Raw genomic sequence first — 26,265 nt, 5'->3', positions numbered from 1 at the left:
CAGCGCATACACGTGGCTCGGAACAGCATACCGGAACCACCGGATGGTGAACCACTCGGCCCGTTCGAAGGACAGCCGTTACAGATGGGCCCGGAACCGGTGGAGCAGGGACGGAGTCCACGCCCAATACGCGGAGGGAAACCACCGAGCAATCAAGCAGGCGTTCTCCCAATACGGATACATCCAACCAAAGTATTCCCAGCTCTACCTGGACGAGTATTGCTTCTTTAAGAACCTGAAGGCTTTTGGAATGGACCGGCTAATCGAAACGAACCGGGAAAAGAGGGGGATTGAGGTGGTGCCGACCCACGTGTGGGAGGATGGGGTATCCTTGCTTCCAGACCAAAAAGGGAGAACTTCTCAGCCAGCTGCGCTCGGCCGTTCTTCCGCTTTTGAGCTGAAAGCGAGGATACCAACCGATGTGCTAATTGTCAATCTGAGATATGAGCGAACTTTTTTTCAAAAAAATTGGATAAAAAGTCAAATTTTACCGCATATCTACATTCCGCCTGACATTACTCAAAGGAAGAAAAAGAGCGAGCATTTGAATGTTCGCTTCCGGGTACTTCACTCATCTAAGCTAACTCAGAAAAGATATGTAACTCTCAACAGGGAGTTGGATCGAAATGATAAGTTTTGGATTAGTAAATCTACATTGTATCACAGGAAGCGAAGAGAAAAGAATTATAGCCATATCGCCAATCTAATTTGGTCCTCCTTTGAGGGAGATGAGTGGCTAAATTTGAACTCTATTATCCAAGCTCACTCACTTCCAAGAATAACCGTTTATCGAATAGTGAGGATATGGAACTCACTCGGAATCGTGAAAATGACTGACAGGCCCTCGCTTGTATCTTGGAACAACACCAGATATATCCGAATAAAAAGAATCTTCACGAGCCATCCAAATCTTCTCTATTCCATCAACGGAAAATTTTAGGAAAGGTAAGAGACCTATGGCAGTGAGCATGAAAACTAAAAGGGAAAAAAAATACCAATTTACAAGTACCGATTTCGATCGGGTCGAAAAGCAACAGGACTTCAGATGCTACCTTACTGGAAGAACTTACGAGTATCACAGATTAAAGGGAGCACCAATCATTCCAATGAATAAGGGAGGAAAGCTTGAAAGCGGAAATGAATGCCTTGTTATCGATGAGGTCAAGCAATTGAAGCGTTTTTTCACAGATGAGGAAGTTTTAGAAATGGCCTTTGATATTATTAAAACCATTGGGGGAAAATATGGTTATGAAGCTAAAAAGAAAAAGTAAACTTCCAAGTACGGTTAAAAATGAGATTATCGCTGACTATAACAGGTTTATCGAAACAACAAAGAACAGGCCTCCTCAGGAGGCCTCCCTTAAAGGTTTTCAGTCGAAAGGTCAAACGGTTGCTCGATTGCAGAAGGAATTTCATCAATTAGGCAGGAGCGCCAAAAAAAGAGTGAAAGCAAAGGTTGATATGCATCCGCATTGGCTTTTGATTCGAGAGATAAGTCAAGATTTAAGAAGGCTATATTATAATGCGAATAGGCAAAACGAAGGGGCGAAACAACGCATTATCAAATACTTCAATTCATCAAAATTTAAAGAGGGCGAATCCCTTGATGATCTAGTCAAAGGTCGTAGAAAGGCTATCTCATCTATTATATCTGAGTATGCAGCATTTCTTAAAATGACCAAATATATAAAAGAAAATGTAAAAATCACAAAAACGCAAGCAGTTAGAAATGCGAAAAAATATTTCGAATCTATATTTTCAGAAAAGGTGACTTTAGATCCAGCTAGAGCTGAATGCTTTCGAAGAGTGAAAAAGGAGTTTTTTAATAGAAAGGATGTTAGTAAGATTTATGCAAAAGCGAATGCGCTTGAGTATTTTAAATCATTGGAAAAAGAATATAACTCTAATCATGAAGACATAGAAAAGGAAGAGATGTAGTTTATGAAGAATCCGACAAAATCCGACAAAAATTCAAAGAGCAAATATAGATTAGCGGCTGAAAAATTAGCTCTTGGGTTTTCGGCTATCTCCATAGCTAATGATTTAGGGATTCACCGAAGTACAATCTACGAATGGATGAAAGAAGGAGAATTCAATTCGCTCATAGATAAGTATAAGAAGTCAAAATCGAAAAAAGTAGAAGGTCCTCTGTCTGACTTGTACAGACTCGAAAAAGAACGTTCCCAGCGGGTACTGAAACAATATAGATTGATAAATAAATATATAGAATCCTCACATTCGGATCTTTCAAAACGAATCGAGGAATTGAACAAAGGGAAATTCAAAGGAAGTGCCGAGGAAGCGGGTGCAATCCGGATCGCTTTCCAATTTTCAGAAGGGAAAATTAACACTTACAAGTTTGTGTTTGAGAACATCCTCGGGGGAACGCCTTCTCAGTATGTGGAGGTCGCGCGTAAAAAGGAAGAGAAAGAAAGGATTCAGAAACTGCTACAAGATTTACAGAATCGCTTCAATAGTAGAGTCAAATCGGATCAGTTCAATCCCATCGGACTATCCGTCGAATTCCTACAGTCTGCGATACCTTTGATCCATGATAAGGATGCAGTAGAGCAATTAACGTCTATGTGGAGTATTCTGTCGAAGTCCATGAGCGAGCATGAAAAATTAAAATACCATAAAAGTCAGTTAGTTACCATCGATCAGTTCAATCAGCTTTTAAAGATAATCGAGGAAATAATGCAAAAGAAGTTAGGAGATAATTTAGACTTGTACGATGAAGTCGTTGATTTATTCAGGCAACGCTTAACGGAAGTTTTCCCTTCGCAGGTTGAATTTGCAAATGAAGAGGATGCGGAATCAGCCTGAAAAACCGTTGACGAGACCTAACGCACACGTTATTCACTTAGCAATAGTTTATTAAATTGAACATATAGCGTTCTAAAAAAATAGAAAAGTCCAAAGAAAGACATTTAATAATAGTAGGTGGAATTATTCTAGATGAATGATAAACGGAATTCAAGCAAGTTAAGTGAACATCGTTTACATAAGAAGCAAGGAGTCATAAAGACACCTTTCAATGATAGTTTAGGAAACACCATCACTCTAACTTCATGGACAGATAACCGATTACCAGAATATCTTTGGTTAGGAATTATTTTAATTCACTTTGATCGAGAAATAGGCCTCAATAAGCTACTAAAAATAGTTTCAGAAATAGCTAAGGCAACAAAACAGTTGCAACTTCCAAAATTATCAGAAATACTTTCGCTACCTACTGAAGAGCAAAAGGAAATCTACAAAATCATCCGTCTCCACGTAGGTCCAGAACTGCTTGCCCCTTTAACCATTTTGCTCTCGAGAGAAGATTACCCTATTTTTAATGAATATTTCTATGTAACTGAACTCACCTACGAACATAGGCTTCAAGTTATTCTACATGCAATAGAAGAATTCTCACCTCATCAGTCAAACGAAGCGACCGATTTACGATTCCTAACGATCATGTTTTTAGTATCTCAAAACAAGATCAACATATCATACGATTCTGAAATTTTAACCAAAGCAATTTTGGAATATCCATTACTATCGCATGAAGAAGAAATTATGCGAAGTTATAGACCAGCTATCAGAAGCCTCGAAGGAACTACTTCCATGATGGCCAGCAACAACATATTTAGTGAAAAATTCTGGCGAAAGATTGGCATGATTACAAGATGCAACCCAATGAGTCTCGTTCATAAATTCGATACGGAAGATTACGAGTCGTTCATAAATAATGCAAAAAAAATGATAGAATACATCCTTCATTTGAATAAAGAAAGTTTATTGGAAAATACAAAATTTGAAATCATAATGGGATCTGCGACCTATGTATTAAAGATACTAAACGAAGTCGCTTCAAAATCCCTAGGCGACTGCATATTAGGAAGACAAGCAACAAGAACAATTTTAGAAATATATATAATGCTAAAATACTTATCCCTGAAGGAAAGCGTAATTCCAACGATATGGACTGACTATAAGTTATACGGGATTAGCAAATATAAACTAATTTTATTAAAAGCTCGCGAAACTCACCCCCCAGAATCATCTCACTTTTTGCCACCGATCGCTGAGGCCTTAGTAAACGAAATTAAATGGGAAGAATTCATAGATATCGATCTAAAATACTTTGATAAACTTGGGATTAGGGAAAAAAGTATTGAAGTGGGAGAGAAATATTTGTACGATCTGCTCTACGATTATGATTCCAATTTCTCTCATGGACTCTGGGGTGCAATCAGAGAAAGCTCAATGATAATATGCGATAATCCCGCTCACCGTTTCCACGTCATCCCCGATATTAACTTCGATCAAAACTTACCAGATGTAAAATCGGACATTCTCTTATTAACAAGAAAAATCCTCCTTTTCATCAAAGGCAATTTTGCAGTTCCCGAAAACATAACTAAGTTTTTAGAATAATCAACATGGCGGACGAACTAATCTTCAATATTCAAAAATCACAAATAGAATATTACCACTATCTTAAACATAATGAGGAAATTATAAAAAATGACAATTTGAGTTACATACAAATTACACAAGTAATCGACGGCATCAGAAATCTATGGCTCGAACGACTAGAAATTATAGAATTAGAATTAGATGAACTGACAAAAGATCGAGTCTGTTTCTATCTATCTGGAGCTATTTATCTAGGAACTTCCAAAGAAGAATATTTTTATTTTAAATCGTTAGGAGATTATCATATAATATCAGATCCTTTTCTAAAGTTAGACGGCTTCTTCAGAATGCCGGAAGAAAAAGAAAATGAGCATTCGCAAAAGAAATATTTAAGAACAGTTTATCTTGATGTGCTCAATATTCTTGAAAATTATAGGAACTATTTCTATATTCTACCGGTTCGGCAAATTGCAATAAGCGACGAAGGTGCTCAAGCTAAATTATTGCATAAAGTTTTTTTGAATACGATCAGTGACGCTTTCGGGAAAAAATTTGAAACGACCGAAGAGTTTTGCAAAGAATTTTCAAATTTCGAATCAATTGAAGGTGCTATGCCTCCTCATATAGCGACGGCCCTAATATTTGGGCGCGATGACGCAAACAAACCCCTTAGAGAAAAAATTCTAAATTATTTTACAAAGCAAATGGGTACCACTTTATTACTCGAAAATAAATCTGAAGCTCAATTGTTCCTATCGGCTTCTTTCGCCTGGATCTCCCAGCTACTAGAAATTTTACTAATTTCGCAAGTAATGAATCTAAATCCCTATATTCGGTCCCCAATAACTTTCAATTATCTTTTAACTTTTAAAGATAGCTTCGTTGGAGATGACAAACTAAAAGAAATAATTGAAAATGGTATACTATCATTCTTTTTAACAAGAAGCATTGCTCCTGATTATTTTAAAGATAGAATATTCTCCGAGTATTGTGAGCAATTAAGGAAAGAGAATTTCATTTCTTCAATTAAGAAAAAAGCAGAAGAATTAGATGTTAATATTCTTCATTGCGAATACGGAGTCTTAAGCGACTTGATAGCAAAGGAGTTTAGCAAATTTTAGCATTAATTGTCGAGAACTAGCTCAACTCCCTACTACAACGTCTAAAAAATCAAATATTTACTTTAAAGTTCCGATATATTTTTCGTAAATTATCTATAAAGATATTAGCTTTATAGATAAGCCCAGATCTGCAAGAACTTCCTAACTCATTATTTTAAGGAAAATGTCAATCAACTAAAGCTAGAAAGAGTAATGGAGATCTATGTGAGGTAAATTCTTAGAACTCAGACAGATAACTAAGTATGCATTGCTTATCAAATCTGGAGTGGGCGCGTTTGTACAGATAGCGACGAGTTGTAATAATCTTATGACTTTGATTTAATTTTTTCCGAGAAATCATGATGAAGCTTTTTCGCCATACTCAAAAGGTCAGCATACTTTCTTACATACATACGATTCTTTTCAAGGGTCTCAATTTTTTCTTTTGTATAAAAATCATCTTTTATATCTTCGCCAATAATGTATCCTGAGGCTGATCGATAACTTCTTCCATTTGGCGCATTACCCAATTGTTGTTTAATAAACGCAACATACTCTTCTAATTGCGATAGTTCATCTTTTCCGATTTTTGCTCTAGGCCTTTTCAACTCTACAACATGTATTGTATCCCCAGCTCCAATGCAAACAAAGTCTAACCTCCGATTAATGTCAGGTTTTTCTTGCGGCTCTTTAAAATTATCTTTGAGTAGCGTAGAATAATATGTTTCATCGTAAGCAATCGTCCAGCTCGGATCCAGTATCCATGGATAACTTGCTAGAAATTGATGAATTTCAGGCACTTCGCGGGCATTGGTAACAATCATTTTCTCGAGTTGCTGAATCGCTAATAACCGACCTTCGGCAACTTTATGCACTTCTCGAGCTTCTATTATATCCCACTCTTCAAATAATTCGATCAATTTCCGATCATCTACAGTAGGCTCTTCAGAAATGACAGCAGCTAATTCTTTGAAAACTTGAAATTCAAATGAAGACTTTATATAACCTGTTAATTCCTTAACTCTTTCATCTGGTAGAACTCCATCAGCAGTAATAGCATTTATGACTTTGTTCGCTACCTTCTTCTCCGGCGTTGAGAGACCTTCAAGCCAATCAGTAAATTCTGGATCTTCTCTAATTACTTTTTCCTTCTTTTTCTTCTGATTTTCTCCCCAAGACTTAGCTATTTTTTTTATCTCTTCTTGACCCCATGTCTGTAACTTCAATCCAAACTCAGATGACCAATCAACTGAAGATCTATTTGTTAATATTAAGTCTTCACCGTCATCATCGTCTAAAAAATCAGCATAAATCTCACCAACAAGATAAAACTTAGCCATATTAATCCAACCGCTTGTCGGAGCATCAAAGAAAGTTGCTTCCTGAGCAAGCTTTCCTCTAACCATTATGACGACACCAGGTGCAATATCACTTGGAACTTGCTGGGGAAATGTACCGATCCATCCGGATATTATTAACTCATTCTCTGGATCTATTTTTAAATCTTTATACTCAAATTTTAATTCGCATCTATCTTTGAGATTTCTTTCCTCTGGAGTTATCTTATTCCCATTAATGGATAATTGAAAAGTTGAATCAATGCAAGAGAATCGTCTCGCAATTTTACTTTTAAGCTGGGGAAGTGAAAAACCTCTCTTTCTTGTTAAATCTTTTAACCTAATCCTCGTCCCTGACTTTGAATTATCCGCAGAGGCTACGGTAAATAATGGTTTATACTTTTCCGTTACCGGAGTTTTTCGAATATCATTTATGTTTAGTAAGAAGGCTGTTTCGAGTTTATCTTTTTGTGTAGTTATCTCTATTGTATCAGCTATTCCGAATGCAGAGAGTTTTCCAATCCCTTTTCTGCCCATTACTTTTCTCTTGTGCACCGGAGTAATGGCTGTAGACGGGTCATCCCTGCGGTTTCTTCCTAGATTTAAATACGTTGAATTGATTTCATTTAAGCTAATTCCACTACCATTATCTTCTATAATAATTTCAGAATCCTTGCTCAACTGTCCAGTTGGAATCCGAATATTTACTTCAGTGGCATCTGCATCATAAGCGTTTGAGATAAGTTCACCTAGTACTGCCTCTACATTCGAATACATTTTTATTCCCAGATTATCTATAATAGTCATCTGGACATTCATTTCTAAAATTATTTTATCATTGCTCATATATATTACTAACTCGATAGATTTGGATTGCATTGTCATACAATGGCAAGCACTTGACAAGAGGCTCGTTTCGCAAGACGAGTTGAAAAAACGAAATGTGGCGAAGCCTGGACGTAACGCCAGATATGATAGTTAGTTTCTGTGCCAATATTTAATGGAAACGTGTCTTTATAACTAATCTTTCAATAATTTCAATACCATTCAATTCTTTCTCATAACCGAGTTGCTTAATTCGCTCTTCTGCTTGCTCAATTAGCTCATCGATATCTGAAAAATCATTTGTTTTAAGAATAATTTCTCCATCCTCATCGTAATCCAGTAAATTATCTGAACGTAAGCCCTCTATGCAATCTTGAATATAACTCTTACTACTACCAACATGTTTGGCTATTTCATAAGGATTGTTCAAGCGGTAAGCAACAACCGCGAAGATTATATTTTTACTTTCGCCATCCAGAGGTCGAAGGGAGTTTTTGACTGTATCAATTTGCTCTTCGAAATTCTGCTTAAGATAATCAACGATCAAATCGAACGGAGATAAATCTTCATCAGATTCAATTTCATTTGAGCCGAGATTCGGGAACAACTTAATAAATTCTTCTAAAAAACTTTCCCTTACCCACTGAATCAAGTCAGAGCCAACTATAAATTCAATATTTTTGTCTTTCATTTGATCAACTATTTTGGCTCGTGCTTTAGGGAGTATTCCTTTCGTTGTTAAGATTTTGAATGTTTTTATGTAATATATATTTTTATCTTTAACAGTATGTACGGGCTTAGAAAATGCTTGGGTGGCTTGGTTAATAATATTTGCAATACCATTTTGGCCAGAACCAGTAGTGATATCATCTTGCTTAACTTGAATTCCAGTATAGACTCTATTTTTTATATCCGTTGACAATTCATAATACGTTATATCAATACCTTGGTCCTCTTGTTTATTTTTTCCTGTATTTTCAATCTCGTAAAATTTATTCGCAAATCTTTTTTGATAAAGTGGAATAAGTATTTTGTCTATCATTTCATTTTCAGTAAAAGAATTTAAACTTTCAATTATTTCTTCATCGTTAATACTCATAAGCACCTCCTAAGTTTCTACTTGCATGGTAACTAACAAACAAGGTGTTTTGAAGTTTTACACGTGTGTGAGCACCTAAAGTTATGTGCGGTTGATTGTTCTACCATGGGACCTGTTCTATTTTATTCTTAATTCGATTGTAATAATTAGTGTCATGCTCAATTATTCTCAATAAAATTAAATCGATATAGTGACAGCCCAAAGTCCATGCCTCTTCCATCATTTTTTCCGAAAAAGAGTTTAGAACAAAAATTTGACTGGGATGGACATAACGATTGCGAATAAATGTTATTACCTCAGACGCTGAATTTTTATTTATTGAGGACCCGAATTGCTGCAATTCTTTGAGCTCTACTGGAATTACATCAGATATGTTTAACCAATTTAAAAGTTCTTTTAATTTCTTATGTGCTGGATATAAATTTGATTTTTTATAATCCGAAGCAGTATACCTACAATCAATCTCTACAAATTTTAGCCAAGAAATAGCTTCAAAGACAATTTGATTTATATTGATTAATGTGATGTAATCCGCATCTTTCTTATTTGTTTGGAAATAAATATCCAAAACTAATTTCAATCCCTTCCCCCAATTAGCGTCGCCAACTTTAGAGATAAATTTGGGATAAAGTTTCATTATGTCTTCGCTTATATCAAATCGAAAAAATGATCTATCAATTTTATAATATTCGAATTTTTGTTCATACCTCAAATATTCCCATATTTTTTCTTCCTTTGCAAAAAAGTACTTCAATGAAAGCGATAGTTTTTTCCGAAATATACCTTTCTGAAACAGCTTTCGGAATATAAAGAATGGGCGTTTTAGAATTTTAAGCCTTCCAAAGTAGTTAATTTTATAACCCAGATGTAAAATTGACTTAATCCGACTGCCTTTTAGAAAACTTAGAAAAAGGTCGAGATCCTTTAGCTTCTTTTCAAATTCATCAAAGGTTATCTTTTGTTCATTTTTCTTACAAATTATTGCTTTATGAGTTATTGATGTTCCAGGGAAATACGATAGATTTTTAATTATTCTATCAAAATCGAATAGTTTGTCTAAAATAACCTTATATTCTTCATCTTCAAGAACAAGTCTCCCGTGTATAATGCCTCGGCCTGTTCGAGTAGCAAAACCTTCATTATCTATAAAATTTGGTATATGACAGAGAATAAAATCAGCATTCGCATTAGTTCCAATAAGTACACTTTCAACAATTCGAATTTTAAAAGATGTTTTTCCTTCAACGTGAGAAATATGATAGATTGAAGCCCTATATTTTCTCTCTTCAATAGCGATTTCGCAGCTTCCAAATGATATTGTCAAATGATAGCTAAGTTGCGTATTTAACTCAGCATAGGGAAAAGGAGATAAATAGTATTTAAGTACCCCTTCTAATGCAATATCTTGGTTGTTTTGAATCAGTTTGTACGAAAATTTCCCAATGATAAAGCATTCGTTACTCCGCTTGGAAAGAAATCTTGATCGCAATGTTTTTGGAACTATTTTAAACATAATGGCGTATAACTATGAACTTATGTAAGTTTAGATAACATTGAATCCTAATGTTCTGCTTTTAATTCCTGCCATATTCTTAATAGATCTCATATAAGATAACCTGATTCAAGGTCCGTTTTGGAGAACATTTCGGACATTGGAAATCTCATCCAAACGTTCGTTTTCAATCCTTTTTCTTGACAAGATCCAAAACGACCTTAACTTTTTGAAATGCCTATTGCGCCTAACTTTAAGAAAATTGTAAATATAGAATCGGCCCGGAAAAAGAAAAAAGGAGGCAATGGCGGTCCCCCTACTTCCCCGCCAATGTTTGGAAAGGGTCTAACGGACCAAACGATGCAATCCCTTTCTAAGCGCTTCTCTAAGCCAAAAACGGAAGAAGAATACAGAAATCGCGCTCTATTTTCTATTCTGAGTAAAACCGGGCTCCGGGCTAAAGAGATAGTCTCTTTACGGTTTTCTAAATTAGTAAAAGCTCCTACAGGTGAAACTCTTATAACTTTTATTCGGAAAGGCGGGCACCTGGGATATGCAGTAATACCAGACGAGGCTCTAAAAGCTGTAAGGGATTATCACAAGGCCAGTAAGATCCAGTCCGATATGTTCTTTCTCTCTCGACCAAAGAGAAATCAATCAAACCGAACCCCACTGACAACCAGAAGCTTACAGAGGATCGTAGGAGCTTGGGATGTAACAACCTGCCAAGGAAGGAAGGTTCATCCGCATGCTTTGAGGCATACGGTTGGACAGAAATTGCTGGATAAAGCCGGGTCTATAGCGGCCCAAAAAGTTTTAGGACATTCATCACCAGTTACGACAGCAAAATTTTATACCAAACCCTATTTTGACGGAAGACAATTCTTAGATTGGCAATTGTAGGCAAAAATTAACTCAAATATTTTTACTATGACTATGCTGAAATATTTCACAAGAACGGATGAAAAAAATTATATATTGTATTCTCTGAAGGATAATAAGCATGAAGAATTTATTAAAAGTATTTTCGAGCGTTTTAGATTATCTTACATTAGCGATGAAGAGCTAAAGGACAAAGCGCAATTAAATCAAATTTCTCCTTCTGAATTTCTTAAGGAATACATTTTGCCAGATAAAGGAAGTATAAAATCAGGCGATTTTGGCGAAATATGCAGTTTCCTTTTAACTAGCGAAAGATCTAAACAAAAAAAGAAATCCGTTAACGGGCCATTAAAATGGAGGTGGAAAGATAAAAATAAAGCTTCTCCGCATACCGATGCAATTCTCTTTTACAGAAAAAATCCCAAAAAAGCCACGGAGGAAGATTTTTTAATTTCCATCGAATCAAAAATGAAAGCCACGAACAAGAAAAAAAGGCATAGGATCCAAGAAGCTGTTGATGGGGCCGCCGATGACAAAATCTTTAGACTCGCGCTTACTTTAAAATGGTTAGAGAGAAAATATGCCAAGGAAGGAAATGTTAAAGAGAAACTCTTATTAGAAAGATACCAAAATCCGGCAAAGAATGGTATTTATGATATTAAATATAAAGCATTTGCCTTTATAGATAAAAATTTTTTAGACGAAGAGGTAAATAAGGTTATCGATAATAAGCATAACATAACCGTCGTTGTGTTCTCCATTGGTAAATTACAGGAAATCTATGAGAAGACTTTCGAACTAATTCTTAAGGAAATGAACGTATGACGAATATGTTGAATATATGGATCGCTGAATCGGAGTCATGGCAATCCTTCATAGATTTTCAGCTTCCTTCCTCCAAACGTGCAAAATATACATTCTTACCTAAAGTCGACTATTTTTATATTAGCATAATGAACAACGCGCTCTCTCTTATTAATGGAGAAATAACTTCCGCAGAAGAAAGAAAAGAATGTCTGGAGTTAGCAAAAGCTCTGGAAATATTTTCGTTAGAGAATAAGCGAGATCATTTTAATGGTGTTAATAAAAAAATAAATATGCTTTTCACAGCGGGCTTATATTATCTCTCAGATTATCCCGCTTCTTCATGGATACTTTCGAATTTGTATCCTTCAGATTTATATCCTGAAAAAATTCAAATTTTCCTTTCTTGCTTTTTGTCGCGAAAATTGGATAACAAAAATCCCTACTGCAGAATTTTGAATGATTTCCTAAAAAATGGAGATATTGAATTAATTGAATCTTTAATTGAAACATTCGAAAAGGAAGTTGAAAATCAATTTGAAAAGAATATCGCTACCTATTTTTCATATTCCCTTGGTTTGTCTCTTATAAAGAAATTTAGTAAGAATAACCTATGGTATGACGTTTTAATTCAGAGAAATTCTAAATCGTTCTGGAAACCCTTCGTTAAGAAAAATTTAGATAAAGCATTTCCAATATGGACATTTTTTCCTTCGCAACGTGAAGCTTTAAATAAAGGCATCCTAATTAGCAATACGACAACTCTTCAGATGCCGACAAGTTCTGGTAAGAGTTCCTTGAATGAATTAATAATTTATAATGAATTTAAAAATAATCCAAATGCAAAAATTCTCTATCTCGCTCCCTTTCGTGCGCTTGCTTCGGAATTAAAAAATTCTATAGCAAAAAGTTTGGGAAGTCTCGGAATTAAGTCGAAGACTATTTATGGAGGAAGTTTTCCGACTATAGATGAAAAAAGATCGTTATCGGAGATTAATCTACTAATAGCAACTCCGGAAAAGTTCTTAGTATTCGAAAATTCCATGCCGGATGCTCTGAAAGAATTCTCACTAGTAATATGTGATGAAGGACATCTTTTGGAAGATAAGCAGAGAGGCCTAAGCTACGAACTTTTATTAACGAGATTAAAGTCCAGAACACAATCTTCCATTCGTTTCATTTTTATTTCAGCAATTGTTCCAAATTTAGAGATTGTCAATATTTGGTTAGGCGGGCGTGAAAACTCCAGCATTCACTCCGACTATCGTCCTACACATCTGGATTTTGCTTTTTTAGAAAGAATGAAAACTAAAAAAACAGGCTACTACTTGGATGTAAATCCTACCCTAAAATATCCTCAAAGATATCAATTATATAAATATTTATTTGATGAGGAACTTACTTTAGTTAAGCCAAAGAGAAAGAAGAAGAAAATAAACTCTAACGGTGGCCTATCTGTAGCAGTTTCATTAAAGGCCATTAAGTCCGGCAATGTCGCCTTATTTGCTCCACATAAAAGGGGCAATATCGGAGTCGAATTCTTGGTTGAGGAAGCTTTGGCTCAATTATCCTATTACGAAGAAAATCCATTAACAAAGTTTGCTTCTACTGAATTTTTGAATAGTTTAACGGCTTATTTTTCTAAGATTTTCGGTGAAGAGTATCTGTTGACTAAATCTGCTGCACAGGGATTACTTTTTCATCACGGAGATTTTCCACAAGGAGTAAGAGAAATCATTGAAGATTCTCTGCGCCTGGGCCATATAAGATTAGTAATATGCACTAATACTCTGGCAGAAGGAGTAAATCTGCCTATCAAAACGATGGTGCTCCATTCCATTTCGAGATTTAATCCAGCGTTGCGTGAAAAACGTGAACCTATTCAACTTCGGGATTTAAAAAATCTAATTGGTCGTGCCGGCCGCGCAGGAAAAGAAACACGCGGTTTGATTATTGTTCCCAATAAGAAAGATTTCGAAAGAGTCAAACTGCTAATAAAGGACAATAATTTTGAGCCAATCAGAGGGGCCCTTTATAACCTAATCCAAGAATTAACCCAGAAAATAATCAATCAACGAATATTGTTATCAGAAGAAACTATAGAGGAAGCTGACGAGACTTTTCAAAAACTAATCGATTCGATAGATTTATCTATTGTAGATTTGCTTTCGGAAGAGTTTGAGATAAGTGATTTCGAAAAATTACTTACGGATCTCTTAACTAAAACTCTTTCATATGCACAATTAAACGCGGAAGAAAAAGGCACTATGAATTCTCTTTTCGAAATCAGGGGAGAAAAAATTAAATCTTTAATCCAAACAGGAGACTTTAAGTATCTCAAAAAGTCTGGTGCTACGTATAGACTATTTAAAGATATAAATGAAAAGGTAGATTTTCAAAATGAAATATGGCAAAAACAATTGGATCCATTAGATTCAAATTGGCTTTCTTTCATACTTGATACGATTCTTTTTAACTTGAATCAATACAAAATTGAATTGGAAGAATTTTTGTCCAATAATGGAGATTTGCCTCTCACAAATGACGATATTAAAGAAGCTATCAAAATGTGGGTCGAAGGAAATTGGTATTCCGAAATTTCAGCTAAAATCAATGTTGAAGTTTTTCAATCTTTGCGTTTAATAAATCTTTTCCTTTCGTTTAATGTACATAGGATTATATCAACGGTTATAAAGATTGCAGAAACTCGTATCGAAACAACTTCGCTTTCAAATTCGATATTGATTTGGCCGTCTCTTCTTCAATTTGGCATATCCAATGAATTGCAAGTGGATTTATTGAACATGGGCTTAATCGATCGAGAAGCGGTTTGGGCACTTTCAAATTCGATAGATAGTGCAGGATACCGATATAGCGATTATGATTCATTAAGAGAATACTTGATAACAAATGGTGACCAATTGAAATTATTAATAAATGGTGATGTACCGAAAATTTCATTGGAGAAAATCGGTTCTTTTATTGATACTCTCCAAAATAGATTTCTATTTTAGGTTCGAATAAAGTTTCGTTTTGAAAAAATCTGAATGTCCATTGCTAAAACAGTTTTTTGAGTAGATAAATCTGAGTTCTGTTTTAGAGGTTTTCCTTCCTGCCGTATCGCTCTACATCAATTTACTGAACGCAAAATGAATTCCTCTATCAGTATTTGGCGATCTGTATTTGATAAATGTTCAGGTAAGGTGATCCTTGATTGCAGATTAGCAGGAAGCAATAGCGTTCTAATCACTTATTCGTAGTCGGATTATTTGAACTTTTACCCATATTCTTGTCGATAAGCAAATCATTTGGACTTAAGCGACAATTAAAATTACTCATGTAAGAAGTAAATGAATCGATATCTACAGCGACTCCAAGGAACTGAAGCACTTTAGCACATGTATCTACATCTGCCTTTTTGTAATACTTTGATTCATCGATATTGAAGACCACTTCATCTATAAAAGAAGTATAAATAACATCGGCGATTACGTATGACTCAAGTTCAGAACCGGTATAGCCCTGAGCAGTGAAATAAGCGTTTGCCATCAGATAATCCCCTATCTTGGCAGCATCAAGAAGCTTTTTCTTTGCAACATCACCTTTATAAGTATCAGTTAGACCTAAGGTATCCACAGCAATACATTTAGATATGGAAAGTATAATTAGTAAGAAGATACAAATTCGCTTCATTTATTGATTACCCTTGTAAAATTAGTTTACGCATTTATGATGATAGGTGCTCGACTGGGTGTTTTGTGAGATGATTAAATCAACCATGAACAGGAAGACTTTTCACATATCTCATATTCGGCTTACTTCTTTTGTCAATAGGCGGAATTCATTAACAGCAGAACGAATTAATCTTTGTCTCTGTTCTGCATCTTTCCCAAATGGCCAATCGAACGGCATAAGGAAGACGAGTAAAATCTGAGCAATAAATGAATGTTCTTCCGATCTGCGAATTGTGGACAATTCCTTTCCATTTGAATCGAATATTTGTAATGCTAAAGCTAATGAACCTTTTTCCTCTGTAGGAATAATTAAAGCTGTAAATCCCGAAAGAATCAAAATTCCAGTATTTTGGTTCATATATAATCGAATATTTGCGGAGACCTTATAATCAAAAGGATCACCTTCTTTAACTAAGGTATATAGACCAGTGCTATCTAACTCATCCTTTATCTCATTATAATACTTCTCACCAATAATGATTTTATTTCGTTCGGTGGTTAGTAACTTTCCATTAGTGAAAGAGGCGTAGTCTATTTGCAGTAAGACTCTCTTTTTTTCCGTCGGCGCTACAATTATTTTTTCGAAAGGAGGTAGTGTGGGATTTTCAGGATAGACAGTATATCTGCAATTCTCTAAGAAAAAAATAGCGAGAAGGATCAATACTAATTCAACGCTAAACTGTATTATACCAAATATTCGGTTCATTTTTTTAATCATAAAATTCAGATTCTATTTTTTTACGGAACATTCTTTGGCCGTTTTATTATAAACCCAGCAAGTCAATACTGCATCCCGAGCAGCACTATTAAAAATGGATTTCATATATGGATAGTAAATTTGCGAGGTTACCGCATAATCCATATTAACGGTTGAAGATACAACGAATTTATAATTAAAAAATTCGAATTCGTATTGTAAGGGTAGCGAAACTGTACCGCTTGTAAGAGTTCCATCGGCGGAATCTATTCCTGCGTCGATTATTTCATTCCGGCTTGTTGTCATCGCTGCATCAGCAAGTCCGCCATACAAACCACCAGCGGAAGCAGCACTTGCTCCGATATCTTTCATTGCCACACCGGCTTTTTTGTCATAATGTATATTATTGAACGAAGAAGTCGATAGTGAACCAAGGACTTCTGCAAAAGCAGCTCCTGCCATTTCTACGGCTATTCCGAACGTTACGCTGGCAAAGACTTGTGCTGCCAAAACGGCTCCTGCACCATATGCTTCTACAAGGCTCCCGGCCCAAGCAATGACTTCCGGTCCGACAACTATAGCGAGGAAAATAGCGGCTGCTAAAATAATACCGCCTACGATCAGCTCTTGGGTACTCATGTGAGCGATTGGATCAATTGCTTGACGATCAAGCCATTGTCCACTTTTATCCCAGGCGCTTCCTCCTTGACCTAAGCTTAATAAAGAATAGTTAAAAACGGATAATCCGAAAGCACTCCATCTTTGGCTGCTTACATAAAAAGCATTCTGAAAAAAGGAACTTAATGAAATGCTAAAATTCAACATTCCCAATCCATTCTGACTCAACCAAGCACTCAACATACTGTGTCCGGAAGGGTCCACATATCTTAGTGGATTGCCTTCAGTATACATGTATGAGTCCATTCCCATTGGGCGATTACCATCAATAACCGAGTCTGCTTGTAGGAATCTACCAATTAAAGGATCATAGTATCTGGCTTTAAAATAATACAGGCCAGTCTCTTTATCTTCTTCTTGACCGGTATATTTGTATCTAAATACATCTGGTCCAAATGAATCTGTACGATTTATTTCTCCATAAGGTTCATAGCTAATGTGAGAAGCTCCAGCCTGTGTCCCACCAGTAATTCTATTTCCATTTCCATCCGTTGCCATCGTGATCGATCCCAAATGATCTGGATGTAAGAATATAAAGCCCTCTACAGGAAAGACACGACCTGGGCCATCTCCAACGCCTGGAGTATTGGCATCTATTATCAACGCTTCTTCCCAAGGTGGATCACCATTGCCACCGGGAATCAAAACAGAGCAATTTGATATAGATAGAATCAGAATTGGAGCGGAAAATTTAAGAATGGAATTCCAAACTCCTTGATTAATATGAAGTAAGGAAAAGCAGAATGCAGAAATTAAGGAGATACTCAGGAGGACAATAATCGATTCTTTTTCAAACAGAATATATTTAATTCCTGTAAGTGAAATGTCTCCAGTTTTCCAGACAAGATTATTCCAAGCTAGCTTGGCTTTTTCGGCTATAGAATTTGAATTAATTGTTCCGGAGATAAGATCGACGTCCGTTTTCGTCCATTGACCTATCAAATCACCGTAAGCTCCTTTGAAGTAAAGTGTATGCTTCGGTTTTTTTCCAGGAATCAAATTTATTTCGTATAGACCCCCCAGATTAATCGTTTTTGCTCCATCAACAGGTGAAACTTTACGAATTCTTGTTCCAGTGAAATCATAATCGAAAGAAATCGTTCCTTGATCCTCTGTATGAATACTTTTCACTTTTTGGAAGGGACCATATTCGATAGTCTCTCCATTGCGATTAATCACATTTCCAGAAAGATCGTAGGAATACGTATAGGTATCAATATCTCCTATAACTTGCGTAACTGCATTTTTATGTGACGAGTCCGCATAGGAATAAGTCAGGTTACCCTTTTTCAAAAGTTTCCCAGAATCGGAGTATTGGTATTCCTGAATACCATTGACTCCCGTAGAAGATAAAAGGCGATTCAAATTATCGTATATGAAAGTTTGGCTTCGAGTAGGATTCTTTAGATCATCAATCTTAATATAATTTCCAAAATTATCATAAGTATAATTTACACTTTCATAAACTTCAGAATCCTTGCTTGTCTGAACGCTTATCGGCCGTTTCTCGATCGGGTCATAAGTAACATTTGTTGTGACTCCATTTCCAAGAAGTCTTTGGAATTTCAAGTTTCCATTTTCAAAAATTGGTCCTACATACTGAACTACAACAATATCAGAACCACTTCCATTTTCGGGAGTCAAAGTAATTCCAGATAAATAGCCGGCCGCTGAATATATATTTTTTGCGGCACTTCCATCTGGATAAACAACTTGCTCTATTTGATTTTGAAGATTATAGGCTTTCTTAATGATTAGAGTCAAATCTTCTTCGGAAAGATACTTTTTCAACTCCGTTTGATTTCCTCGAATATCATATCCGAATTCAGTTGTTCCGAGAGGATCGGTAACTTTACTTAATCTCCCAATTCCGTTCGAAATTTCAGCATTATCATACTCGTAGATATGATCAACACTCTCTCCATTAGAACTTATACCTCTAACAAGAGTAGGTCTTCCTATTATGTCATAAGAATATACAACCCGGGAACCATTAGCATTTCTTTGCTCCTGTAATTTCCCCGAGGCATTATCATATGTGTAAGTCGTCGTTCCTGAATTTGGATTTGTTACCTTTGTTTGCTTTCCCGCAAGGTTTGTTTCAATCGAAGTTATTCCGTTTTCAGGATCCATTATTTGAGAGAGCTTACCATTGGATCCATATTGAAATTGAATTGTTTTACCTTGATTAGTTCTTGAAATTACCTTTCCTAATGAATCTTTAACTTCAACAATCTTTCCAATTTCGGTTTCGTTCTTTGTAATGAGTATCGTGCTAGTAAGTCCATCTAAGGCAATGTTCGTAACTTTTCCATCGCTCCTTTCTGATTTAGTTAAATTTCCTTCAGAATTGTAGCTATAAGTAGTCCAGGAAATGGGACTCGCCCCTTCTAAATAAGGATCTATTTTTTTGATCGTTTGTCCTTCTCTATTCAGATAAGATTCTTCGACTAATACTAACCCGTCAGTTAAGCTGCTTCTTTTCTTAAGGACTCCAGTTACAGAATTCGAAATCTCTTCTTGCCAAGATTCACCCGTTGACTTACGGAATTTTTTCCGAATGATTTGATTTTCCAAATCACCTGTATTTTCATATTCAACCTTTTCAGACCAATCTGTTTCTCCGGGAAGATAGCCGATAACTGCTCTCCCCAAAATATCGAATTCCGTTTTAGAAATTCCTCCATTCGGATTAGTTGCAGAAATAAGAAAACCGGTAGTATAATCGTAATTTTTCTTAGTAACATGACCAAGAGAATTCGTTATTGTTATAGGGTATTTGTGAACGATTGGATCGTATTCAACCGTATTTATATTTCCATTTGACTCTTGTACAACGGTTGGATTTCCATATTCATCGTAAGATTGGATCCCTGATGTTCTCCAAATATTACCCGAAACCAATTCCTTAATTTCAGTCATTTGAGAATTCGAATAGCTAATCTTCTTATTAGAAATAAGCTCCCCATTATTCTTGATTTGAATCTCAGTAGGCTTTCCAATTATGCCCGTATTCCAATCATTCTGATATGCGATTGTCTCGATTATAGTATTACCATTTATATTTATACTTTTACTGCTTTCATTTCCGTAGCTATCGTAAGTATTCGAGGTTACTATTGTGTTTATAGGTTCACCGGCTTGGTATTTTATTTGAGTATTATTGCCTGATAAAACTAAAGCACCACCCAGGAATGAGGCGGATTTATTGTATGATGTAGTCGATTCCGAAAGTGCAATTCCATTCTTTGAGCTTAATTGATATGTAGGCTGACCTGCCATTTCAATAAAACTAGGGTCGTATCGAGTCTCGGATACTTCATTGGAAATTTCATTTTTTTGAATGATCTTTTGAAAACCAATATATGAAGAATTTCTAAATCCGCTCAAATAAGAACGTGCAACGGAAAAGGAATAGCTTATTTTTCCTAAGACATTGTCGCCCGTTTTTTGCGAGACAGTCGTAACTAAATAATCAGCCGCAACAAATGGTAAAAATTGAGGGTAAGATGCATTATATAGATTCGGCTGTATTGCTCCAGAATGGTTTTTCAAGAGCTGATATTCCATATTTAATTCTAAGTCGCCCGAAGATGAATAAGATCCATTCTTGATTTGAGTTAGTAATCCGCCGGGTAAACTTTGATCAAAGCGAATATAGTGTAATTCGACCTTCGACTCATACGGAAAATTTCTGCTCGCCTTAGTCAAAATTCCTGGAGCGCTACTGGAAACGGAATTAACTAAATTTACTTTATTCGCATTCATGCCGAGGATTTCTGGCTTTCCATCGCCATTGGCATCTAATGGCATCATGTAACCACCCGTAGACCAGCTGTCGTCTCCGTTCGCAGAATACGTGATGTATCCGTTTGAATCTAACTTAGCATATGAAACATAGAGAGTAGAAGTGGAGGCGTCATAACGAATGAAATCCGCCTTTCCATCCATATTAAGATCTGAAAAGTCCTTTGGATTTCTCCAATTAAAATATCCCATTGAAGTAGAGTCACCGGAAGCTGAGCTAGTCACAGAATACGAATTCAGATCAATCGGAACTTCAAGGTATGATCCGTTCGCAATTGTTACCTTAAATTTTGTTATAGATACAGTATTTGTAACTCCATTTGAGTCTGTTTGTTCCTCAGTAGTAGAATCGGCCCTAATCGTATCGACTACTCCATCTCCATTCAAATCAGAAGATACATCCTGATTCCAAGGGACCTTAATTGCAGTGAGATATTTGGCTTGAGTGGAATCATAAATTGATACATTAAAAAACGAGTTAGAAACGCTGGAACTATCGTATGAAACTTGGTCTTTAACTCCATCTCCAGAAAGATCGATATTAACATATGTGGTATTTGAGGATGATCCCGATACTTGCTTTGCATACGCTTTGTTTACGTTTATCGTCTGCAGTGGGCTTGCCCCATTAGTCAGAAAGTTTCTACCTGTAAAAGGATAATAGGAAATAGTTCCTTGGCTTCCTGACATTGTAAAGAAAGCAAAATCTAAGTAACCATCTCCATTTATATCGCTAACAAATTGATCCCCTGATTTTCCAAAATCTGTTCGTGAAACTTTTGTAGTTTCCAAAACCTGTAAAGCCCCATTCTGAAAATCCAAAAAGGTAACGAGTAGGTCTTTCGAGGTAGTTCCATTGATTCGAACGTAATCAGGAACTCCATTTTTATCAAAATCCACAAATTGCTGGAATTCTGTTCCAAAAGGAGAAATCGCTAAGGTTTGGAGTTTTTGGAATCCAGATCCAGTCGATGTATAGACTACTAAATTATTATTTGAGTCTGCCTGAATATAGTCGGTCTTTCCATCTCCATTTACATCTGCGACAAATTGTTTTAGTATATTAGAAGTTGAACCTAATCCTTGAGCTACGACAGAAGAATAAGTCGTAGAAGAAAAATTAGGGCCGTAATAAACTTTTAATGGATCTCCATTGTTTGTGAGTACTAAGAAATCGGTTTTACCATCAGCGTTATAATCTCCAGGAAGAATTCTCCCTATGAGGGTGATTCCGATATGGCTTCCTACTAAAGTATTCGAACCCGATAATGAATTGTCAGAAGTATTTTCCCAATCAGACAATGGAGTTACTGAAAATTTCTGATTTGTTATGCTTCCAGAAACTCTAACAATTTCGGGAACCCCATCTCCATTTGTATCTGCAGGTGATACATAAGAAGTAGTTACGCCATTCGTGCAGACATCTTGAAAATTCGCAATGCCAGAAGCACATGCGACACCCGCTAATCCCCAAGAAGCAGCCATGCAAGCTGCATTAGCAGAACAAAGGCAGGCAGTTTGCGTTTCGGAGCAATTAGATTGAACGCCGGGATCCATCGCTTTATACGAAATATCGAAAGTCTTTCCACTCGAACTTAATACAGTACTATTCGTCGTCCTTTCATTGTATTTGAAGGTAATTGGCTTGTAATTCTCTCTTTCGAAAGAAGAAAGCAGAGGGCCATATTCATCCGATGTAGTATATTCTAAATCGTAAGTTTCAACTAGCTGTTCGGATCCGCTCTCATCCTTCGCAAATACCTGAATTTGACTTAGTATTCTCTTACGAATTGCATTATTTGTTAAGAAGAAAACCTGATCCTTCCAACCAGTAGGTCGGTCTGAATACGAGAAAACGATCCTTGCGTTTCCACGAGAGTATTTAATTTCTTTCGGAAGAGGCTCGTCCGAATTCAAAGTCTCAGCAAAATATGTAATATCGTATCCATTTCCAAAGATATCACGCACCTTATCTAAGTAGAAAGCAACCGGACCAGAATCTCCTTGAATAATGGAATTAGAACCATTTGCATTATTTCCGCCATATACATACATCGATCCGGTAGTATCACGAAGAACCCAGGAAGTTCCGTCGAAAGTAGCTTTATAAAACGATTCAATCTTAGTTCTATATACTCCGCCATTTCCTGTTGATATAAGGTCTCCTAAAATATTGGAACTATATCCGTCGGAAGATCCGAAATGAATTCCCATACCGGGATTCTTGGAAATTTTAGGAAAGCCACTTAAGCTCCATCCTCTGCCGACAATGGATTGATTAGCGCTAGTTGTATAATTGATTGCGACTGAAGGAGCGATATCTCCCGCTCCTGGAGGAATTTGCACATTTAAAGAAAAAGCTGGTTTTCCTGTTATCCCAACTTGGATATTGGGAAGAGGAAGCGGAATACTTGATTCAGTACCAGTAATTGCCGAAGTAAGATAGTTAAGAAATGGTCTTAAAGGATTCCAGGCGATAAATGAAAATGAGCAGGTGAGAATAACAGAGAAAAAGAATATTCTAATTTTATGTTTATTAAGCATCTACGTTTTTCCTCATACTTTTTACGCTTTGGGTAAGGGGGAATATACTCTTACTCAGGACCATGATTTTTAAGACCATGTCAACTACCCACAAGTTTTCATGACTATTATGTCAAAACACAAAATTATAAGATTTTTTTAGCATTCGTTTGCTCTTCGAAGTTTTTTAAGTTATGCTTCACTTCAACGTTATACATTTTATGGCGATTTGACAGATTGTTGATATGATGAAAGCAAAGCGAATCAAAGAATAATCACCTTAGTGATGCATTATAACGACCGTTAAAGAGTATGTAAAAAACGAGTTAGACGGCACATATACTTTAGGGCCAATAAGCTCCAACCTTAGCTTCTAAACTTTCATCTACATAGGGTATATTAGGTAGAAAATTTAATTGCGTATGTTCCTCTGCGAGATCAACCGTTGTAAGGAGTTCTTCTAACGATATCTTTGAAACCTTCTTGTGCTCAGCTAAGAAGGCTAATAGTAAGGGAAAACCGTTTTCATAGCGGACCAGTATTTTGAAAAAATGGTTTGGTACAGTAAGATCATTATTCTTTTCGATAAATGTTAGAAATTGATTTTTGTCATCGAGATAAACTGGGATGGTGATTACGATAACCTGGTTATATGTTTTAACCCAAGATCGAATTTGCTCTTCGAGCTTCTTCCATATGCCTGCATTAAAAGAATGATTTTGTGGAACAACATTCGAAAGATAAAAGCTCTCATCATTTAATCTCTGATCATTCCTATAGTTGTCCGCCGCTGCCAAATGCCCTCTATCGTAGCCTGAATTTTTATAATCCAAAAGTTCGGCACGTTCTCCTTTTGGTAAAAGGGGATCTGGCTTAAAGTGATTTCCTCTCTTTGCCTTTCCGAGTAGCTCCTTTGATAAAATCTCTTCGCAGACCCAAATGGCCATTCGATACTTTGAACTATGTCCGAGTGTATATCCTTCTCTATGAATGATATGAATCTTTCCGTAACGTTTAGAATTCGTAACCATTGGATTTCCGAACGGACAATTCGTTCCTTCTGCCTTGGTCCCTGTTTGATCCGATCTAACTGCTCGTTGACTATTCCTATCGAAAGCGCAACCTGATAATGAAATAAGAACGATGATTAGGGAAACCTTTTCGAAGACCTTACTCATACAGAACTAAAGGCAGCCAGATCGCCGTTGTAGGGAAGCCAGAGAAGTATCTACATTAAAAGTGGCCGTAACTAATTGTTTATTTTCAGATCTTCGAGCTAACTCTGAATTAGTTTCTTTCGCCTCCTTAAATAAGGAACAAGCAAATGGAAAGTTTGAAGATCTTTGGTTTAGCTGATTTGCCATTCCGTAATAGAGATACTGTCTTAAAAACTCAGGTCTATTCAGGGTGTGTGTTCGAAGCTTCCTATAAAGATCAGAGGCTTCTTCTATTTTAAGAAACATGCCGGAAGTATTATTAGGATAATAAATATATATGGTATAGGCCTCAACAAACAAGTCATCAATACGGATTCTGATTCTTTCCGTACATTTCCAGTCGATGACTTCCCTTGAAGATAGGTTTTTATCTTCTTCCGAAATATAAGACACGCGACCATCATAAACGTTACTTACGTAAAGATCTCCTTTTCCAGAGAAATTGTTGTATGTGAAGACCGGCACTTTAACAGGCAGTAACTCATTTGGACTCGATAATTTTGAGCGATCTTCTTCATCGAAACTGGCAAGTATTGCCGACATTGAGGACTTATTTCCTTGGAAATAGGCAAGGCAAGATTCGATTACATTCGGTGACTCTCGAAAAGTTTTCGTGACTCTCCCTTGTAATGTGGATGCACAAGAGATTGAGCTAAAGCAGATAAAAGAACATAAAATTAAAGAGTAAATTCTCAAAGACATTCTTACCCGACCGTTCCAAAGCACGTTGCTTCAGGAAGATTCGAGCCGAATTCACGAAAAAAGAGCGATTTCTACACACTCTTAGCTCGAATTCGACGAACAGATGGTATACCATCTGTCAATTTTGTAAACTTTAATTTAAACTTTTTCTCAGTGGATTTAGAGACTTACCAGAAATCCGTGAGGAAAAAACTCGGAAATCGGATTCGGGAACTTCGTCTCGAAAAGAATATTACGCAGGAAGGAATGGAAGAAGGTCCTTATGGAATTCCACTAGGAACTTTCAAAGATATCGAACGAGGAAAATCAAATTCAACGATCAGTTCCCTCGTAAAAATCGCACTTCGACTTGGTGTAAAACCTAAAGACCTTTTGGATTTCAAATAAGATCTTTGATCAGCAATTAAAGTTAAACTTTGACTTTCGCTTTACTATACTTGGTACAGAGATCTATCTTGGTCCCATGCAGGATGGAAAAGTTAGAAACTCAAAAGTGAGTCATCGAGTTCTGATGAAAGTTCAGACTCGAAACTTTCAAAAATCGGAGATTCCTGGTCTTCCTACAGGGAGCGATCAAGATCGCTCAAAAAGGCTATATATAGTAGCACCAAAGCGCACAAGTGCATTACGTGGGCTTGTATCATCCTATAATTCCTTTCCGATCAACATAAAATACTACCAGGAGCGTACGGAGTATTTCTTAGATACCTTTTATCCAAAGTTCTGCCCTGAATGCAAGATTCAACTCAGAAAGCGAGTGGGGTTGAGAAGCTATCTAATCCGTTGCGAGAATTGCCACCGCCAAGCTTCGCGACTCTCATATACACCATTGCACCAATTCAAACTACCGTTATGGACCTTTAGTTACGTATTGGAAGAAGCCTACCTTCGAAGTCCGAAGGTATTAACGTCGGCAGAGATCCAAAGGAAACTGGGGATCTCATACAAGTCGGCTCTACTT

General features: G+C 36.3%; 17 protein-coding genes and 1 pseudogene. 10 read left to right on the top strand and 8 right to left on the bottom strand.

The features are described 5' to 3' along the window. From EHQ52_RS20225 to EHQ52_RS03970, 6 genes and pseudogenes are all read left to right on the top strand, one after another. Positions 1–940, top strand: a pseudogene (locus EHQ52_RS20225) (hypothetical protein); the annotation flags it as partial. A gap of 16 nt (positions 941–956) precedes the next feature. Beyond that, positions 957–1,271, top strand: a complete 315-nt coding sequence (locus EHQ52_RS03990) for a hypothetical protein (RefSeq protein ID WP_135613996.1) — start codon at positions 957–959, stop codon at positions 1,269–1,271. Next, positions 1,249–1,938, top strand: coding sequence for a hypothetical protein (locus EHQ52_RS03985; RefSeq protein ID WP_135613995.1), 690 nt, complete (start codon positions 1,249–1,251; stop codon positions 1,936–1,938). The genes EHQ52_RS03990 and EHQ52_RS03985 overlap by 23 nt, the downstream gene beginning before the upstream one ends. Before the next feature lie 3 nt (positions 1,939–1,941). After that, positions 1,942–2,826, top strand: a complete 885-nt coding sequence (locus tag EHQ52_RS03980; RefSeq protein ID WP_135613994.1) for a helix-turn-helix transcriptional regulator — start codon at positions 1,942–1,944, stop codon at positions 2,824–2,826. Between the two features lie 132 nt (positions 2,827–2,958). After that, positions 2,959–4,425: a DUF5677 domain-containing protein gene (locus EHQ52_RS03975; RefSeq protein ID WP_135613993.1), complete on the top strand. Its 1,467-nt coding sequence runs from the start codon at positions 2,959–2,961 to the stop codon at positions 4,423–4,425. Positions 4,426–4,430: 5 nt separating this feature from the next. Beyond that, entirely contained in the window at positions 4,431–5,528 is a 1,098-nt protein-coding gene (locus tag EHQ52_RS03970) for a hypothetical protein (RefSeq protein WP_135613992.1), read from the top strand. A 305-nt stretch (positions 5,529–5,833) separates the two neighbouring features. Here EHQ52_RS03970 and EHQ52_RS03965 read toward each other — a convergent pair whose 3' ends face one another. From EHQ52_RS03965 to EHQ52_RS03955, 3 genes are all read right to left on the bottom strand, one after another. Further along, positions 5,834–7,690 carry an ATP-binding protein gene (locus EHQ52_RS03965; RefSeq protein ID WP_167492175.1) on the bottom strand — a complete coding sequence of 619 codons (1,857 nt, stop codon included), beginning with the start codon at positions 7,688–7,690 and terminating at the stop codon, positions 5,834–5,836. 151 nt (positions 7,691–7,841) lie between these two features. Further along, on the bottom strand, positions 7,842–8,768 hold the full coding sequence (locus EHQ52_RS03960; protein ID WP_135613990.1) for a hypothetical protein: 927 nt from the start codon (positions 8,766–8,768) through the stop codon (positions 7,842–7,844). 100 nt (positions 8,769–8,868) lie between these two features. Beyond that, positions 8,869–10,281 (bottom strand): YopA family protein, encoded by a 1,413-nt coding sequence (locus tag EHQ52_RS03955; RefSeq protein ID WP_135613989.1) that lies wholly within the window; start codon positions 10,279–10,281, stop codon positions 8,869–8,871. A 213-nt stretch (positions 10,282–10,494) separates the two neighbouring features. Here EHQ52_RS03955 and EHQ52_RS03950 point away from each other — a divergent pair, with 213 nt between their 5' ends. The 3 genes from EHQ52_RS03950 (at position 10,495) to EHQ52_RS03940 (ending at position 14,960) form a co-directional block, all read left to right on the top strand. Beyond that, positions 10,495–11,163: a tyrosine-type recombinase/integrase gene (locus EHQ52_RS03950; RefSeq protein ID WP_135613988.1), complete on the top strand. Its 669-nt coding sequence runs from the start codon at positions 10,495–10,497 to the stop codon at positions 11,161–11,163. Positions 11,164–11,238: 75 nt separating this feature from the next. Next, entirely contained in the window at positions 11,239–11,967 is a 729-nt protein-coding gene (locus EHQ52_RS03945; protein ID WP_135613987.1) for a Hachiman antiphage defense system protein HamA, read from the top strand. Beyond that, positions 11,964–14,960 (top strand): DEAD/DEAH box helicase, encoded by a 2,997-nt coding sequence (locus EHQ52_RS03940; RefSeq protein ID WP_135613986.1) that lies wholly within the window; start codon positions 11,964–11,966, stop codon positions 14,958–14,960. Before EHQ52_RS03945 ends, EHQ52_RS03940 begins: the two co-directional genes overlap by 4 nt. A 232-nt stretch (positions 14,961–15,192) precedes the next feature. On the opposite strand, the gene EHQ52_RS03935 is transcribed toward EHQ52_RS03940, so the two are convergent. From EHQ52_RS03935 to EHQ52_RS03915, 5 genes are all read right to left on the bottom strand, one after another. Further along, positions 15,193–15,639, bottom strand: coding sequence for a TIGR04452 family lipoprotein (locus tag EHQ52_RS03935; RefSeq protein WP_135613985.1), 447 nt, complete (start codon positions 15,637–15,639; stop codon positions 15,193–15,195). Between the two features lie 111 nt (positions 15,640–15,750). Further along, complete coding sequence (locus EHQ52_RS03930; RefSeq protein WP_135613984.1) at positions 15,751–16,398, bottom strand: hypothetical protein; 648 nt, start codon at positions 16,396–16,398, stop codon at positions 15,751–15,753. Positions 16,399–16,410: 12 nt separating this feature from the next. Further along, on the bottom strand, positions 16,411–22,419 hold the full coding sequence (locus tag EHQ52_RS03925; protein ID WP_244244789.1) for an RHS repeat-associated core domain-containing protein: 6,009 nt from the start codon (positions 22,417–22,419) through the stop codon (positions 16,411–16,413). Between the two features lie 1,310 nt (positions 22,420–23,729). Further along, positions 23,730–24,416 (bottom strand): DNA/RNA non-specific endonuclease, encoded by a 687-nt coding sequence (locus tag EHQ52_RS03920; RefSeq protein WP_167492174.1) that lies wholly within the window; start codon positions 24,414–24,416, stop codon positions 23,730–23,732. Positions 24,417–24,569: 153 nt separating this feature from the next. After that, the gene (locus tag EHQ52_RS03915) at positions 24,570–25,145 is read right to left on the bottom strand and encodes a hypothetical protein (RefSeq protein ID WP_135613981.1); all 576 of its coding nucleotides are present in this window, start codon (positions 25,143–25,145) and stop codon (positions 24,570–24,572) included. 339 nt (positions 25,146–25,484) lie between these two features. On the opposite strand from EHQ52_RS03915, the gene EHQ52_RS03910 reads away from it, so the two are divergent. After that, the gene (locus EHQ52_RS03910) at positions 25,485–25,691 is read left to right on the top strand and encodes a helix-turn-helix domain-containing protein (protein ID WP_244244788.1); all 207 of its coding nucleotides are present in this window, start codon (positions 25,485–25,487) and stop codon (positions 25,689–25,691) included. The last annotated feature ends 574 nt before the right edge of the window (positions 25,692–26,265 follow it).

Origin of the sequence: Leptospira koniambonensis, assembly GCF_004769555.1 — a bacterium.
Classification (GTDB): domain Bacteria; phylum Spirochaetota; class Leptospiria; order Leptospirales; family Leptospiraceae; genus Leptospira_B; species Leptospira_B koniambonensis.
Note: the sequence above shows the minus strand (reverse complement) of the source record. Positions and strands in the feature narration are given on the sequence as shown.